Source organism: Novosphingobium sp. NBM11, from assembly GCF_015390225.1.
GTDB lineage: Bacteria > Pseudomonadota > Alphaproteobacteria > Sphingomonadales > Sphingomonadaceae > Novosphingobium.
In genome coordinates this window covers 1,349,666-1,365,403 of record NZ_VUOG01000001.1, presented here as the reverse complement: position 1 = coordinate 1,365,403, position 15,738 = coordinate 1,349,666, and the positions used below count along the sequence as shown (strand labels likewise).

Annotated in this window: 13 protein-coding genes and 1 pseudogene; 2 read left to right on the top strand and 12 right to left on the bottom strand. The window is 67.7% G+C overall.

Features of this window, described 5'->3' with window-relative positions:
• Nucleotides 1-69 precede the first annotated feature (69 nt).
• Nucleotides 70-1,200 carry an acyl-CoA dehydrogenase family protein gene (locus F1640_RS06475; protein ID WP_194918333.1) on the bottom strand — a complete coding sequence of 377 codons (1,131 nt, stop codon included), beginning with the start codon at nucleotides 1,198-1,200 and terminating at the stop codon, nucleotides 70-72.
• A 51-nt stretch (nucleotides 1,201-1,251) separates the two neighbouring features.
• On the bottom strand, nucleotides 1,252-2,451 hold the full coding sequence (locus F1640_RS06470) for an acyl-CoA dehydrogenase family protein (protein ID WP_125957202.1): 1,200 nt from the start codon (nucleotides 2,449-2,451) through the stop codon (nucleotides 1,252-1,254).
• A 401-nt stretch (nucleotides 2,452-2,852) separates the two neighbouring features.
• On the opposite strand from F1640_RS06470, the gene F1640_RS06465 reads away from it, so the two are divergent.
• Nucleotides 2,853-3,527 (top strand): Crp/Fnr family transcriptional regulator, encoded by a 675-nt coding sequence (locus F1640_RS06465; protein WP_233497907.1) that lies wholly within the window; start codon nucleotides 2,853-2,855, stop codon nucleotides 3,525-3,527.
• 21 nt (nucleotides 3,528-3,548) lie between these two features.
• On the opposite strand, the gene F1640_RS06460 is transcribed toward F1640_RS06465, so the two are convergent.
• From F1640_RS06460 to F1640_RS06430, 7 genes are all read right to left on the bottom strand, one after another.
• Nucleotides 3,549-5,015: a TRAFs-binding domain-containing protein gene (locus F1640_RS06460; protein ID WP_194918331.1), complete on the bottom strand. Its 1,467-nt coding sequence runs from the start codon at nucleotides 5,013-5,015 to the stop codon at nucleotides 3,549-3,551.
• Nucleotides 5,016-5,042: 27 nt separating this feature from the next.
• Nucleotides 5,043-5,522, bottom strand: coding sequence for a nucleotide synthetase (locus F1640_RS06455; RefSeq protein ID WP_124808977.1), 480 nt, complete (start codon nucleotides 5,520-5,522; stop codon nucleotides 5,043-5,045).
• 1 nt (nucleotide 5,523) lies between these two features.
• Nucleotides 5,524-7,137 carry a toll/interleukin-1 receptor domain-containing protein gene (locus F1640_RS06450; protein WP_194918329.1) on the bottom strand — a complete coding sequence of 538 codons (1,614 nt, stop codon included), beginning with the start codon at nucleotides 7,135-7,137 and terminating at the stop codon, nucleotides 5,524-5,526.
• A 120-nt stretch (nucleotides 7,138-7,257) separates the two neighbouring features.
• On the bottom strand, nucleotides 7,258-8,658 hold the full coding sequence (gene astD, locus F1640_RS06445) for a succinylglutamate-semialdehyde dehydrogenase (protein ID WP_194921210.1): 1,401 nt from the start codon (nucleotides 8,656-8,658) through the stop codon (nucleotides 7,258-7,260).
• A gap of 20 nt (nucleotides 8,659-8,678) precedes the next feature.
• Entirely contained in the window at nucleotides 8,679-9,689 is a 1,011-nt protein-coding gene (locus F1640_RS06440; protein ID WP_194918327.1) for an arginine N-succinyltransferase, read from the bottom strand.
• A 5-nt stretch (nucleotides 9,690-9,694) separates the two neighbouring features.
• A complete protein-coding gene (locus F1640_RS06435) occupies nucleotides 9,695-10,891 on the bottom strand; it encodes an aspartate aminotransferase family protein (RefSeq protein ID WP_206694642.1) in 1,197 nt (398 codons plus the stop codon).
• 32 nt (nucleotides 10,892-10,923) lie between these two features.
• On the bottom strand, nucleotides 10,924-11,949 hold the full coding sequence (locus F1640_RS06430) for a 2-oxoadipate dioxygenase/decarboxylase family protein (protein WP_194918325.1): 1,026 nt from the start codon (nucleotides 11,947-11,949) through the stop codon (nucleotides 10,924-10,926).
• 72 nt (nucleotides 11,950-12,021) lie between these two features.
• Here F1640_RS06430 and F1640_RS06425 point away from each other — a divergent pair, with 72 nt between their 5' ends.
• Nucleotides 12,022-12,933 (top strand): LysR substrate-binding domain-containing protein, encoded by a 912-nt coding sequence (locus F1640_RS06425; RefSeq protein WP_194918324.1) that lies wholly within the window; start codon nucleotides 12,022-12,024, stop codon nucleotides 12,931-12,933.
• A gap of 10 nt (nucleotides 12,934-12,943) precedes the next feature.
• Here the strand turns inward: F1640_RS06425 and F1640_RS06420 are convergent, their stop codons facing one another.
• The 3 genes and pseudogenes from F1640_RS06420 to F1640_RS25990 form a co-directional block, all read right to left on the bottom strand.
• Complete coding sequence (locus tag F1640_RS06420) at nucleotides 12,944-13,840, bottom strand: YdiY family protein (RefSeq protein WP_194918322.1); 897 nt, start codon at nucleotides 13,838-13,840, stop codon at nucleotides 12,944-12,946.
• Nucleotides 13,841-13,993: 153 nt separating this feature from the next.
• Complete coding sequence (locus F1640_RS25995; protein ID WP_375336201.1) at nucleotides 13,994-14,494, bottom strand: tannase/feruloyl esterase family alpha/beta hydrolase; 501 nt, start codon at nucleotides 14,492-14,494, stop codon at nucleotides 13,994-13,996.
• A 36-nt stretch (nucleotides 14,495-14,530) separates the two neighbouring features.
• Nucleotides 14,531-15,595, bottom strand: a pseudogene (locus F1640_RS25990) (DUF6351 family protein); the annotation flags it as partial.
• Nucleotides 15,596-15,738: the final 143 nt, after the last annotated feature.

Genomic DNA, 15,738 nt, shown 5'->3' with positions numbered 1-15,738 from the left:
CGGACCGGATGCGAAAAAGGGCATGGAACCGGTCCATGCCCTTTTGTTCGTTTGCGTATCGGCGGGCGATCAGGCCGGCAGCGTCAGCGCCTCGTAGCGTTCGAGATGCCAGTCGGCGGGGCCGAACTGGCTTTCGATCATCGTCAGGCGCTTGAAGTAATGGCCGGCGGCCAGTTCCACGGTGATGCCGATGCCGCCGTGCGTCTGCACCGCGTTCTGGCCGATGAAGCGCAGCGACTTCGAGACTTTCGCCTTGGCGAGGCTGACCGCCGCCTTGCGCTGTTCGGCCGGAAGATCGAGCTTGAGCGTGCCCATCAGCGTCATCGAGGCGACCTGCTCGGCCTCGATCATCATATCGGCCAGGCGGAACTGCAGCGCCTGGAACCGGCCGATCGGCTGGCCGAACTGCTTGCGCTCCTTGGTGTAGGCCAGCGTCAGTTCGTGCAACTGGCGCCCGGCGCCCTGGCCTTCGGCGCAGACCGCCATCGTGGCCTCGTCCACCACCTGCTCGATCAGGTCCATGCCGCCCGGCAGCAGCGCTTCGCCGGGCACGGCGACGTTCTCGAAATAGACTTCCGATGCCTGGAACCCGTCGACCGTCGGGTAATCGCGGCGGGTGACGCCCGCGCTCTTCGCGTCCACCACGAACAGCTCCACGCCGCCGCGTTCGTTGCCCGATCCGCCGGTGCGCGCGGTGACCAGCAGGTGCGTGGCCCACGGTGCGGCATAGACCACCGCCTTGTGGCCGTTCAGCACATAGCCGGCGCCATCCTTGCGCGCGGTGGTTTCGATCCGCGCCAGGTCATAGCGGCCCTTCGGCTCGGCATAGGCGAAGGCGAAGATCACGTCGCCGCCGATGATGCCGGGGATCAGCGCATCGGCCATCGCGCCGCCCGCCGCCTTCAGCGCGCCGCCGCCGATCACGGCGGTCTGGAGATAGGGCTCGATCGCGATGACCTTGCCCAGTTCCTCCATCACGATCAGGTTTTCCAGCGGCCCGCCGCCAAGTCCGCCCTGTTCCTCGGTGAAGGGGGCGGACAGGATGCCCAGTTCGGTCGCCAGCGCGCGCCAGATGCCCGGATCGCGGCCTTCCGGGCGCTCCAGCATCTTCTTGCGCGTTTCAAAGTCGTAGGTGTCCGCCAGGAAGCGCGAAAGCGTGTCGCGCAGCATGTCCTGCGTTTCGGTGAAGCTCAGGTCCATTCGTATCTATCCTCTCGGTCGGCCCGCCGGATGGCCAGCCTGTTGGCTGGCTCAGAGGCCGAGAACCATCTTGGCGATGATGTTGCGCTGGATTTCGTTGGACCCGCCATAGATGGTGGTCTTGCGCATGTTGAAATAGCTTGGCGCGGTGTGGTGCGCCCAGTCCGGCCCGATCGGGTGCTCGTTGTCGCCTTCGCCGAAGCCGCGGAAATAGGGCGCGCCATAATGCCCCGCCGCTTCCAGCGCGAGTTCGGTGATGCGCTGCTGGATTTCCGAACCCTTGATCTTGAGCACGCTCGATTCCGGCCCCGGACCGCGCCCGGCGGCTTCGCCGGCCAGCGTGCGCAGTTCGGTGAATTCCAGCGCGGTCAGGTCCATTTCCAGTTCGGCCACCTTGCGGCGGAAGAACGGATTGGCCAGCAGCGGACGGTCGCCGTCCATTTCCGACGAGGCGATCGAGCGCACCCGCTCGATCCCGCGCTTCGAGGCCGCGACGCCGGCAATGCCGGTGCGTTCGTGCGCCAGCAGGAACTTGGCGCAAGTCCAGCCTTTGTTCTCTTCGTACACGCGGTTTTCGACCGGCACCTTCACGTCTTCGAGGAACACTTCGTTGACTTCGTGTTCGCCGCCCAGCGTGATGATCGGGCGCACGGTGATTCCCGGCGTCTTCATGTCGATCAGCAGGAAGCTGATGCCTTCCTGCTGCTTGGCATCGGGATTGGTGCGCACCAGGAAGAAGCCCCAGTCGGCATGCTGCGCCATTGTCGTCCAGGTCTTCTGGCCGTTGACGATATAGTGCGAGCCGTCCTCGCTCAGCACCGCGCGGGTACGCAGCGAGGCAAGGTCGGAGCCGGAACCGGGCTCGGAATAGCCCTGGCACCACCAGTCCTCGCCCGAAAGGATGCGCGGCAGGAAGCGGGCCTTCTGTTCGGGCGTGCCGAAGGTGTAGATCACCGGGCCGACCATGGTGATGCCGAACGGCATGATGCGGATGCAATCGGCCCGCGCGGTTTCCTCGGACCAGATGTAGCGCTGCGTGGCGGTCCAGCCGGGGCCGCCGTATTCGACCGGCCACGCGGGCGCGATCCAGCCCTTCTTCGCCAGCACCTTGTGCCAGGAGAGGAAATCCTCCTTGCTCAGGTCGCCGCCCTCGTCCTGCTTGCCGCGCAGCTGGGCGGGGTAGTTTTCGGCGATGAACGCGCGCACTTCGTCGCGGAAGGCAAGCTCTTCCGGGCTGAAATCAAGGTTCACGACGTCTCTCCCTTTTATAGACCGTCAAGCGCTGACCGGCGAATGCGAAGGCTGCCGGAACAGTTCAATCGCGCGATTGAATAGCAGGAAAATTCCCCGGTTTTAAGCGGGTGATGCAGGCTTTGGCGCAAGAACGCGGCAGTGCCGGACGAGGCCGGATGACGTAACGGAAAGAAACGCGGCAAGGCGCCGCAGCAGCCGATTAGGGCGGTCTGCGGCGGCAGCGCGGATGTGCGGGGAAGGGCCGCAAAAGCACTTCGCGCGAATCGGGTCCGGATCTTAGACCGGCTTGGCGCGGGCAGGACGAAGTGTGATGAAACTCACGGACGCTGGCGATGCCATGGTTCTACCATTTGGCCCTTGCAACGCTTCCCTGAAGCTGGAAACGCGAAGTACCGGGCATGTCTGGCAGGTCGAAGGGAATGCACAGGGACGAACGCATAACGGCGATCGCCGCGATGTTCGATTGCGCGCCCGCGCTGGCTGCGCAAGTAGAGCCATCGATGCAGGCGGTATCGTTCGCGCACAAGGCGGTGCTTGCCCATCAGGGCGACAGCTCCGAACATTGCTGGCTGGTGATCGGCGGCACCGTGCATATCCAGGTCAACGGCATCGACGGACAGCGCGTGCAACTGGCCTACCACGGGCCAGGCGAATTCTTCGGGGCCTATCCCGAACCGGCCACCCACCGCGCGGACATGGTGGCGCATGGCGCGGTCGATTTGCTGCGCATTCGCTGCACCGAACTGGCGGCGCTGGCTCACAGCCAGCCAGCGCTGGCGGTGGGCCTGGCCAGACGGTTGGCGCGCCAGCTCGATCTGTCGCTGGACCGGATGGCCGCGCAGACCACGCTTTCGGCGCCAGGTCGCATCCATGCGGAATTGCTGCGGCTGGCGGATGCGGACTATCGCATCGTGCCGGCGCCGCAGATCACCGCGCTGGCGCTCAACGCCAACACCGCGCGCGAAACCGCATCGCGCGCGGTCAGCGCGCTGGAACGGCGGGGAATCGTGGAAAGGTCCGAGCGAGGCCTGACCATTCTGGCCCCGCGCATGTTGCGCGATATGATCTACTGACCGGGGGCCGGTCGCGCGGCCTTAGCGGACCGCCAGCAGCCCCAACGCCAGATCCCCCTGCGCCGAAGCGATCTGGCCGAAGTTTTCGCAGTGCAGGTCCGGTGCGTGCAGGGTGAGCGCCAGCGCCAGCGAGCGGGACACCGGCACTTGTCCCGGCAACCCCGCGCCAGCCACGCGCACCGCCGTTTCCAGCCGTTGCGTGGCGTTCCCGGCCGGATCGTAGGCGCCATAGGTCACGCCCAGCGTGCGGCCATGCAGCGTCACGTCCGCCAGCGCGATGCGCGCCGCCGCGACCGGATCGTCGAACCGCGCGATTGTGAAAGCGCCGTGCCGGACCAGCGCCGCGCCGGCGTGGGCAAAATGGTCCGCCTGTTCGCCATCGGGCACGGCGACAAGCGCTTCACGGGCGAAAGTGGGCGGGGGGCTGGCCGTGGTGCCGCTGCGCTCGAGCGAGACTCGTTCGATGGGCAGACCCCGATCGCGCCAGGCGGCGTCCAGCAGCGAACCTTGCGCGCGGGTGCCATCGCCCAGCCGCAGGGCCACGGCATGGCTTTCGAGCTGTCGAGCATGGCGGATCGCGCAGCCCATCGCCATCTCGTCCCCCACGTAGATGCCCGCTTGCGAAACCGTATCCAGCGCCTCGATGGTTTCCACCGAGGCGGCAGCATCGAGAATGGCGTCGAAACGCGCTTCCCAATGCGTGCCGAAGCTGGAGACCGAATCGTGCCGGAAGCCCTCGATCGTGGCGGGCAGCATCACGTGGAGTTCCACGTCGCGTTCGAGCAGCGCTTCGGCCACCATGATGTCCGCTCCCGCGGCCAGCGCGCCGAAGGCGAAGCCGGGTCGGATGCGGTCCACGGCCTCGGCGATCCGTTCGGGCGATTGCGTCTGGTCGGGCGCGACGTGGATGATCCCGCTGAAATGCAGGCTGGCGGGTGGACGATAGGCGTCGAGCCAGTCCGCCGGCTGTTCCAGCACGGTCATGATCAGCCGGAAATGCCGCAGGGTGGAGGCGTGATCCTCCCACGCGCGCGGGGCCTGCCGGACGGCCTGCGCCAGCACCGCCTGGCCCTTGTCGATCTCGCCCAGCAGCAAGCAGGCTTCCGCGCGCGTGGCGTGCAGCCAATAGGCGGTTTCGGGTTCGTGATCGCCCGCATCGAGCATGGTCAGGACACGGGTTGCCAGGATCGCCGCGTCCTTGCGGTTGCCTTCGAGCAACGCGATCGTCGCGGCATTGATCAGCGGATACGTCGCCGGCATCATCGCCGCGGCCGAGAGATAGGCCTGCCGCGCCGCACCCAGCAGCCGCGCGCGTTCCGCCGTCGACGGCGCGGAAAGGCCCCGGTCCTTCAGCAGGCGGCCTTTCAGCGTCAGCGTATCGGGATGCCGATCGCCTTCCAGCGCGGCATCGGTGAACATCTGCCACGCCCGCATCGTATCGCCGCTGCGGGCAAGCCGTCTGATGATCGGGATTTTTGAATTGTGCACGGCTTGCCCAGCTTTCCTTGCGGGGTTTCAGTTCAGCTTCGGCGGCGGGTTCTTGATGTCGGGATCGATGCTCATTCCGATCCAGCGCGGTCCCCTGCGGCTTTTCTGCAGCAGATCGATGTTCACGTTGAAGGCGTGCGTGGTGCCGAACTTGCCGCCCTTGTTGAAGCGCGCCACGAAGCGGACGATCTTGTAGCGATCCAGCTTCTCGTCGTAGCCGTCGTATTCGAGATTGCCATAGAACGCGCCGAGATTGGCATCCTTCATGGTGATGGCGTCGAATGCCTTGGAGAAGAACAGCTGGTCGCCCTTCAGCACGATCTCGACCATCGTGTCCTCGGTGATCGCGATGTAGTCCTGCGCTTCCTGGCCATCCTGGTCCATCTTGAGCACGATTGCGCCGTTGCGGGCATAGAGGCTGATCGTGAAGGTCAGCGCCTTGCCCGCCGCCGTGCGCAGCGCGGGATCGTGGGGAAGCGCGTATTGCGCGGGGGAACATTGCGACATGTTACTTCTCCGTTTTCAGATCGGGAAAACTTTGCAGGATGCGCAGCCGCCAGGTCAGCCAGTCGCGGTTGTCGGGATCGGTCGCGATCAGCCGGTTCGCGGCCTGCATGGCCTGTTCTGCGGGGCTACGCGCGCCGGCCTTGTCGCCAAGATCCCGAAGCAGCGTCGCCATCGAATAGCGCGAAAGCATCCAGTCCTGCCGATAGGCGGCATTGGCCGGATCGATGCGCAGCAGATCGTCCATGATCACGGCCTGCTGCTGGCGTTCCGCCAGCGCGTCGCGCTTGTTTCCGGCGGCGTTGAGCGCATCGGCCAGCCAGGCATGGCGGTTGGCGAGATCGGCCTTGATGCCGGCATCGCGCGGGTGGGATCGGGCGGCCTGTTCCATCGCGGCAAGCGCGCTGCGGCAGGCGTCGAGCCCGGCCTGCGGGCGCGCCTGCTCCGCCAGTTCCAGCGAACAGATATTGCCCTGCGCGTAACCCAGCTCGCGCAGCGCACCGGCATCCCCAGGCTGCAGCTTCACCAGCTTTTCGGCCAGTGCGCGATAGGCGGTGAAATGCGGGCGCGCGGCGGCATAGCGGTTGCGCTGGTAGTCGGTATAGCCGATCCAGAACTCGCTTTGCGCGTGCGCGAACACGCGCTGGGGATCGTTCGGCATTTCCGCCAGCAGTGCGCCAGTGGCGCGGTGCGCCTCGCTGAACTCCATCAGCGCGGCGTCCATCCGTCCGCGTTTCTGGTCATCCTCGCCCATCGCCTGGAGGACGCGGGCGCGCCGGTCGAGCGATCCGGCGGGCAATCCATCAAGATCGCCCTGTGCGGCATAGTAATCCAGCGCGCGCGTGTTGACGGATTCCAGCACGTCGAGCCGCCCCACTCCTTCCAGCCTTGTCCGCAGGTCTGTCAGCATGAACTCGATCAGCCCTTCGGCCTGTTGCCTTTGCCGGTCTGCCTCGTTGCGCGCGTTGATCGCCACGAACAGGAGCGTGGACAGCACTACAACGGTCAGGGCGGAAACAAGCGTGATGGCCGTCACGCGGCGCAGCTGCCGCTGCGCGTCGCGCTGCACCAGTTCGTCCAGGCCGATGCCGGTCAATCCGGCAACAAGGCGCAGCCGGGCCAGCTTGCCATCGCCGATCCGACGGAAGTCGGCGGCCGCCGGTTCGCGGACCGCTTCTCCGCTTTCCCGGTCGGCAGCCGGGTCGGTCAGACTGGGCGGAAACGCGTCTTCCGGATCACCGTGAAGCAGCCCTGCCAGAATCGGGCGATCCGGATGCTTTTCGCGGAAATAGCGGATTTCCTGATCGACCCAGCGTGAACGCCGCGCTTCCGGCGAACAGAGCACGATCAGGCAGGCCGAAGCCGCCAGCGCGTTGCGGACTTCCTCGTTCAGATCGCTCGACGCGGGCAGTTCGTTGCGATCGCGGAAGATCGGCGTCAGCCGGCGTGGCACCTTGCCGCGCGGCGTTTCCAGCCCCACCAGCCGGGGAGGAATGCGGTACGTTTCCAGCCAGCGGTGCAGCCGCGCGGCCGCCGGCGTATCGGCATGGCTATAGCTCAGGAAGGCGCGATAGCGCGGCTGCTCGTTTGCGGAACTGGCCTCCGGCGGGGCAGTCATCGATAACTCCAGCGGACAGGCTTGCAGACACAGGGCCAAAGGCTGCCGAGATGTATACTCAGGCAACGCCCTTAGACAATTGTCGCGGCCGCTGGTGTGATCGATGCCGCAGCCGGCGGGTCAGCCTATGCCGGGCACAGCCTCCGGCACGGCGGCATCGCTTTCGAAGCTGGCGACCGGATAGGCGCAGTAGTCCGCCGCGTACCACGCGCCGGGGCGGTGGTTGCCCGATTCGCCCAGCCCGCCGAACGGCATGTTCGCCGCCGCGCCGGTGGTCGGGCGGTTGCGGTTGATCACGCCGGCGCGCGCGAAGTCGAGATAGTGTTCCCACTTCGCGTCATCGCCGGTGATCAGCCCGGCGGAGAGGCCATAGGCGGTGGCGTTGGCGGCGGTGATCGCCTGCTCGAAATCGCCCACGCGGCGCACGAACAGCACGGGCCCGAAGATTTCCTCGTCGGGCACGTCCACGCCGGTCACGTCATAGAGCGCGGGCTTGACGAAGCTGCCCGGCCGGCCGGCGATCCCGGTGAAGCGCCGCAGCGGCCGCGCGCCCATCCGCTCGATCGCGCCGACCATGTCGAGCGCGCGTTCGGCGGCCTGCACCGACACCAGCGGTCCCATGAAAGCATCGCCCGCATCGGACCACGCGGCCACCGGCAAGCGGTCGATCAGCGCGGCCAGCGCCTCGATGAAGGCATCGCCCGTCGCCCCTTCGGGCACGATCAGCCGGCGCGCGCAGGAACAGCGCTGGCCGGTGGTGATGAAGGCGGACATCGCGATCACGCGCGCCACGGCCTCGGGATCGCCATCCCACGCGATCAGCGGGTTGTTGCCGCCCAGTTCCAGCGCCAGCATCACGTGCGGCCGGTCGATGAAGGCGCGGCGGAAGGCGCGGCCGGCGGCGGAGGAGCCGGTGAACAGCAGCCCGTCGATATCGCCCCCGATCAGCGCCGCGCCGGTTTCGCGCGCGCCTTGCGCCAGTTGCAGCACGCCATCGGGCAGGCCCGCCTCGGCCCAGGCGCGGGCCATGACCTCGCCGGTCCACGGCGCGATCTCGGACGGCTTGAACACCACCGTGTTGCCCGCCAGCAGCGCCGGCACGATGTGCCCGTTGGGCAGATGGCCGGGGAAGTTGTAGGGGCCAAGCACCGCCATCACGCCGTGCGGGCGGTGGCGCAGCACCGCACGGCCGAACGCGGTGGCGCTTTCGCGCGTGCCGGCGCGTTCGGCCTGCGCCGCGATCGATACCTCGACCTTGCCGGCCATCGATGCGGCTTCGGTCTTGCTTTCCCACAGCAGCTTGCCGGTCTCGCGCGAGATCGTCTCGGCGATCGTGCCAGCGTTCGCCTTCAGGTAGTCGGCATAGCGCCGGGCCACGGCGATGCGTTCGTCCAGCGGCGTGCGCGACCAGCCGGGCAGGGCGGCGCGGGCGCGCTCGACCATCGCGGCGGCTTCCGCCGGCGCGGTGACGGCGCCTTCCCACACGGTTTCGCCGGTTGCGGGATCGATCGACTGGAGCATTTCGGCCATGTTCGCGTCCTTCAGGCCCGGACCAGGATCTGGCTGCCGGCATCGAGGCCAAGCATCCGGGCGGTGGAAGCCGGAATGTGGGCATTCCCGTCGCAAATGTCGACGGGGGCGTGAGTCACGCGGAAGCGCTCGATGGCGTCGTTGGCGACAAGCCGTGACGGTGCGGCGGCGACGTTGTCGTTGACGGCTACGGTGCAGGGCGTGGTTCGGCGGATCGTGTCGATCTTGTCGCGCGCGCAGGTCACCGTTGGTCCGCCGTCGAACACGTCGACCAGGCCGGTCCAGCTGAAGCCTTCGCTTTCCAGCATCTTGCGCGCGGCGCGGCCGTCGGGATGGACTTCTCCGATCACGTCGCGCGCGAACGGTTCGATCAGTTCCAGGTAGATCGGGTGACGCGGGGCCAGATCGACCAGAAACTGCCCGTTGCTGGCGGTGATCATGCGGTCCGCTTCCTCGAAGGGCAGGCGGAAGAACTTGGCGGAAACGCCTTCCCAGAACGGGCTTTCGCCTTCCCAGTCGAACCAGCCGCGCAGCTCGGAAACGATCTTGTCGGCGAAGCGGTCACGCGCCGCCGCGATCAGCATGTAGCGCGATGCCGCCAGCAGCGTGCCGTTGCCGCCACCGCGATGCTCGGGGTGGACGAACAGCGAGCCGACCTCGCTGGCTCCGGCGCATTCGTTGACCAGCACCAGCGCCTCGTGCTCGAAGTTCACGCCGGCGGCGTTCGAATGCTGCGCCAGCTTGACCACGCGGAACGAGAAGTGCGGGCGCGCCACGCCGATCGCCCCGCGCACCGAGGCGACGCCGATCACCTGCCCGGTCTCGCTTTCCTCCAGCATCAGCGTGTACCACGCTTCCGCCGCCGGCACGGCGCCGGCGAAGCTGGCGGCCGACAGCGCCAGCCGGTTGCCGAGCGTGTCAGCGCATTCGGGCAGACTGGTCAGCCCCGGACCGCTCAGACGGGCCAGTTCGAGCAGGGCGTCGAGATCGGCTTCGGTGCCGGGGCGAACGATGCGGCCCATGGCGGTCAGGCCACTTCCGGAACGCGCGCGTTCCAGGCCGCGAAGGTGGCGTCGAGCTTGGCGAGCGCCTCGTCGGCTTCGTCCTCGCTGATGATCAGCGGCGGCAGCAGGCGGATGCAGTTTTCGCCGCCGCCGGCCACCAGCAGGCCCTGTTCGCGCGCGGCGGCCATCATCTCGCGGTTGTTGGGCTTCAGCTTCACGCCCACCAGCAAGCCCTTGCCGCGCACTTCCTCGACGATGTCCGGATAGCGTTCGATCATCGCGCGCAGGCCGCTGGACAGCCGATCGCCCACCGCGCGCACATGGGCGAGCAGCGCTTCATCGGCGATCAGGTCGAACGCCTTGGCCGCCACCGCCATGGCCAGCGGATTGCCGCCGAAGGTGGAACCGTGCGTGCCGAAGACCATGCCCTTGGCGGCTTCCGCGCTGGCCAGGCACGCGCCCACCGGGAAGCCGCCGCCCAGCGCCTTTGCCACGGCCATGATGTCCGGCTCGCAGCCGTCGAACCACTGGTGCGCGAACAGCTTGCCGGTACGGCCCATGCCGCTCTGCACTTCGTCGTAGATCAGCAGCACGCCGGCTTCGGTGCAGCGCTTGCGCACGTTGGCCAGCCATTCGCCGCTGAGCGCGCGCGCACCGCCTTCACCCTGCACCGGCTCCACGATCAGCGCGGCCGTGGTGGGAGAGGCGATGGCCTTCTCGATCGCGGCCATGTCGTCGACATGCAACTGGATGAAGCCGGGCAGGCGCGGGCCGAAGCCGTCGAGATAGGCGGCGTTGCCCGAAGCGTTGACGGCGGCATAGGTGCGGCCGTGGAACGAACCGGCGAACCCGATCACGTCGATGCGTTCGCTTTGGCCGTTGACGTGGTGATAGCGCCGCGCCGTCTTGATCGCGCACTCGATCGCTTCGGAGCCGGAATTGCCGAAGAACACCACATAGGCAAAGGTCGCGCCGGTCAGGCGGTCGGCCAGTTCTTCCTGCCCCGGAATGCGAAAGATGTTGGAGACGTGCCACAGCTTGTCGGCCTGCGCCTTCAGCGCGGCGACCAGCGCCGGATGGCAGTGGCCCAGGCCATTGGTGGCGATGCCGGCCACGCAATCGAGGAACACGCGGCCGTCGCGCGCGTGCAGGCGCACGCCTTCGCCGCGTTCGACTTCGATCGGGGCGCGGTTGTAAACCGTCATCAGGTGGTCGCTCATGCCTGTTCCTCCGGTTGCTGGGTCACGTATGCTCAGGCCGCGCGCGTCATCGTGAAGATGCCGGTCGCGTTGGCGCTGTCGAAGCTGAGATCGAGCTTGCGCGACAGCGGTTCGCGATCGCGCGTGATGAATTCGTAGAACGACCCGGGCACTTCGCGTTCCACGCCGCGCCCTTGGGCATCGCGGAAGAAGCGCAGCACCGGATCGGCGCGGAACGCGGTCTGGCGCACGCGGCCGTTGGCGGAAACCTCCACGCGGTCCTTGATCGGGCGGCCCAGCGTGCGCTGCCGCGCGGCCACCTGTTCGACATCGTCGACCCGGTCGGTCACGTGGTTGAAGGCGTTACCCTCGGTCGCGATCCATGCCGCCTCGGCGGATTGGCTCAGCAGGGCTTCGTAGTCGGCCAGCGCCGGCATGGCGTGCTGACGATCGAACGCCGCCAGGATCGTGCGCAGGGCGGGCAGGGCATCGGCCAGCGGCACCACGCCTTCGCTGGCGAAACGGGCGAGTACCGCCTTCGCCTGATCGTCCAGCGGATCGCGGCTGCTGTCGAACACGCGGTGCGCGGCGGCGCCGAACGCGCCGTCGAACTGGCCCACGTCCAGCTCGCTGACGAAGAACTGCGGCACATTCTCGGGATCGCCCAGATGGCGGAAGGCGAAGCCGGTCATGCGCAGGCGGGGCAGGGGATAGACCGCCGCCACGCGATAGCCCAGCGGTTCCAGAATGCGGCGGAAGGCGTCGATCCCGCCCGGCAGCGCGCCGGTCGCGCTCGACGGGAAGCGGATGGTGCGCAGCGCGCCGTGATCGAAGCGGATGCGCTCGCCCGCTGCGATGCGGTCGGCGACGTAGGCCCGGCCGGAAGGCACGCGCTTCAGCAGATCGGCGAACAGCGCGGCGTTCATGGCCCAGGTGAAGTCCAGCCGCGATGCCATTCCGGCGGGCGCGCCGGTGGATTCGGGAAGATGGGCGATGCGCGCCAGCGTTTCCTGCGCCGCCGCTGGCTCGACCAGGCCTTCGACCAGCCGGGCAATCGCCGTATCATGCATATCGATCATCTTTCCTTGCGCCGAATGCCCTTAAATGCCAGCTTCACAAAAGGATCGGAAAAGACATTTCATCATCTTCTCATGACGGATCATCATCAGGAAGCCCGGCGCAAGGAACTACCGCCACTGCCCGCGCTGGCCAGTTTCCTGGCCGCGATCGAAACCAGCAATTTTTCGCAGACGGGGCAGCGCCTTGCGCTCACCCAAAGCGCGGTCAGCCGCCAGATCGCCTTGCTGGAAGACTGGCTGCAGGTGAAGCTGTTCGAACGGAAAGGCCGGCGCGTGGTGCCGACCGCCGCCGCGCTGGCCTATGCCGAAGCGATCGGCCCGGCGGTCGACCGTATCCGCGCCGCCACGCGCCGCGCGCTGCAGCCGCCGCAGGATGCGGCACTGTCGATCGCGACGCTACCCAGCTTCGGGATGCGCTGGCTGGCGCCGCGCCTGCCCGATCTCAGCGCACACTATCCGGACATGCTGGTCAACCTTGCCGCGCGGTCCAGCCCGTTCGATTTCGCCGACGAAGGCTTTGATGCCGCCATCCACTTCGGCCTGCCGGACTGGCCTGGCGCGGAACACGCGCTGCTGTTCCGGGAAGACGTGGTGGCCGTCTGCTCCCCCGCATGGCTGGCGGCGCATCCGCTGGAGCAGCCCGCCGATCTGGTCGGCAAGACGTTGCTCAGCCTCGATTCCCGGCGCGATTCCTGGTCGCGCTGGTTCGCGGCGGCCGGCGTCCCGGCCAAGAGGCCGCCGGCGGGGCCATTTTACGAACACTTCCTGATGCTGTCGCACGCCGCCGCCGCCGGGCTGGGCGTGGCGCTGGTGCCGCGCTTTCTGATCGTGCCCGAGCTGGAAAGCGGCGCGCTGGTGGCGCCGTTCGACCTCGTGCTGACGGCCGAGGAAGCCTACTACCTCGTCTGGCCAATCGACCGGCCGGTCAGCCGGATGCTCGACCAGTTCCGCGCATGGCTGCTGCACGCGGCGGAGGGTTCCTGACGTCCCTCGCTCAGAACCCGTACACCATGGTGAAGCGGGTCACGGTATCGGTTTTCTTGAAGCCGGCCGGCGGATTGCTGTTGCTGGTGATCTGGTAGGATACCCGCGCCGACAGGGCGTTGCTGAGTTTGGCGGACAGCGAGGTCAGCGAATTGAGATTGGTGTTGTCGCGGCTGTAGAGCGCGTTGGCGTCTTCGGTCAGCGTCAGGGTGCGCGAAATCGCCCAGCGCGCGTTGAGCGCGGCGAGGCCGGTCAGGTCGCTGGCGGCGGGTTCGCCGATGTAGCTGGTCTTGCGCCAGGCCGGGCCCGCCTTTACGTCCACGGTGAAATTCGGTTGCGCGATCACGCGAGAGCCGAGGCCGCCTGACAGGGTGGTGCGCGACGTGAAGCCGGCGAAGCGGTCGCGCTCGTACTGCGCCAGGCCATAGGCGAACAGGCGTTCGTTGAAGCGGTAGTTCGGTTCGAACGCGAACAGCATCTGGTTGCGGCTGGTCTGCCCATTGTTGCGCTGGTAATCGGCCAGCGCGCGCAGGCTGAAGCGCCAGCGCAGGCTTTCCCGGGTCAGCCCCAGCCCGGCGGTGAGGCCGACGGTGGTGGCATTGCCCGATGATTGCGTCGCGCCGATCTGGCCTTCGCCCTTCCAGCCCTCCAGCAGGCCCAGATGGCGCAGCTTCTCTTCCTTGGCGGCGGCGATCTGCGCGCGGTGGTCGCCGATCGTCCGGTCGATCTCCGCCGCGTCGGCCGGACTCGCCTGCTTCAGGTATTTCGCGATCGTGTCGATATCGGCGTCGTTGCCGCTGGCGATCGCGGCGTCCAGCATGGAGCGCAGCTGGGGCGCGAGTTCGGCATGGGCGGTGCCGGCGGCCAGCAGGGCCGTACCGGCGAGAAGAAACGACGCTGTGCGCATGAAGCCTCGGGTGCGTGACGGATCGGGACTGCGCACAAAGTCCCGATCCCTGCCGGCGTCAATTTGGGGACTGGACCGAAGTGCCGAGCATCAGCGCGAACCTGCTCCATTACGGCAGGGTCCGCGTCGGGCGCGCCGGCTCAGCCCGTCCAATCAGCCCTTGGGCGCACCATAGGGCATCCGGCATTCGTAGCTGCCGGCCAGTTCCGCATCGCCGCCGGTATAGTGGGCATAGGACGGCCACGGGCACATCGGACGCTGGCGCGAAGGCTGGCTGGAGCGCCAGCTTAGCACCGCTTCGGGCGTCTGGCCCTGTTCCACCCAGGCGACCACCGCGCCGAGCAGGTCGAAATCGTCGAAGGAATCGCCACCCCGGCAATGCCCCATGCCCGGCACCATGTAGAACCGGCTGGCATCGCGCCAGGCCGTGCCGTTCGCGGCGGAGGCGCGCTGCCAGTAGTTCAGCGTATCGAACGCGGAAAACCACGGGTCGCTGACGCCGTGGTAGAACAGGATCTTGCCGCCGCGCCCGAGGAAGGTGTTCAGGTTGGTCCAGGTATCGGTATCGGTCAGGCGCTGGGTGGCGTTGGCCCGGATCGCCTGGATGCGCGCGTCTACGTCGATGGCCAGATCGCGATTGGCCGGGCCGAACACGCCCGGCTTGCCGGTGGGCAGGAAGCCGGGAAGGCGGCCCTCGGTATTGGTGATGCCGGTGTCATAGGGATAGGGCGCGTAGAGCGAGGCGCCCGCCTTGTCGCGCGGGGCGGTGAACGCGCGCTGGATCGCGGTGACTTGCGCGGGCTTGAGGCAATCCGCCTTCTGTCCCTTGTGGCAGGCCAGCCGGCTTGCGTCGAACCGGCATTGCGCCACGTTCATGATCATGCCGTCGTCCAGGCCATCCAGCCCGTCGCACTGGGCGAGCAGCCCCTTCTTTAGCACCGCGCGGTCCGCGTCGGAGAAGATGCGTTCGACCAGCGGCTTGCCCGCGCCATCGCGCGGGGCGGCCTGGTTGAATTGCACGGCGGCCCAGCTCAGTGCCAGGTTGGAATTGCCGGTGCGCATCGCCGGCGCGCCCACCACGATGCCGTCGAACAGTTCGGGATAGCGCTGCGCCGCCAGCATCGATTCCCGGCCGCCGGTGGAACAGCCCGCCATGTAGCTGTGCCCGATCGCGCGGCCATAATAGCTGGCGATGATCGCCTTGGCGGTGCGCGCCACGGTGGGGACGGCGTTTTCGGAGAAATCCAGCGCGGCGCGCTGGTCGGCCATGAAGCTGTCGTCGAACACCGCGCCCTTGTGGCCGCTGTCGTGGCTGGCCACGGCGAAGCCGCGCGCCAGCGCCGGGATGTCGCCGGCCGCCGCCGCGCCGATCGGCGGGTGGACCGTGCCGTTCAACCCGCCGCCGCCTTGCAGCAGGAAGCGGCCGTTCCAGTCGTCGGGTAGCGCCAGCGCAAAGCCGATGCCGAACGGCTTGCCTCCCGCGCCGGTGCGTTCGCCGATCACGCCTTCGATGCGGCAATGCGGCGGAATGGAATTGGCGAGCGGCGCGGCATCGGGTTCCAGGCGGGTGCCGGCCGGCGTGACGCCCACCGTCCGCGCGGTCAGAATCTTGACGTCGCCGGGCAGGGTCTGGCCGGCCAGCGCGGTGCAGCGATCGGTGACGGGCGGCGGCGCCACCGCGACAGGGGCAGCGGGCGGAGCGGCGGCAGGACGTGCCGCCAGCGCGTGTACGCCGGCACACAACACCGCGGTCATGCCCGTCAGGCCCAGCACTGCGCCCGAAATGCGTCTTGTCATCCGTTCCCCCCTCCACCGGTCCAGTCGTAACACCCGGTCCCCGAAGTTATCCGGTATTACGATTGGCGGGCGAAGGGCAAGCGTTCAGGCGGTTGGCGTTG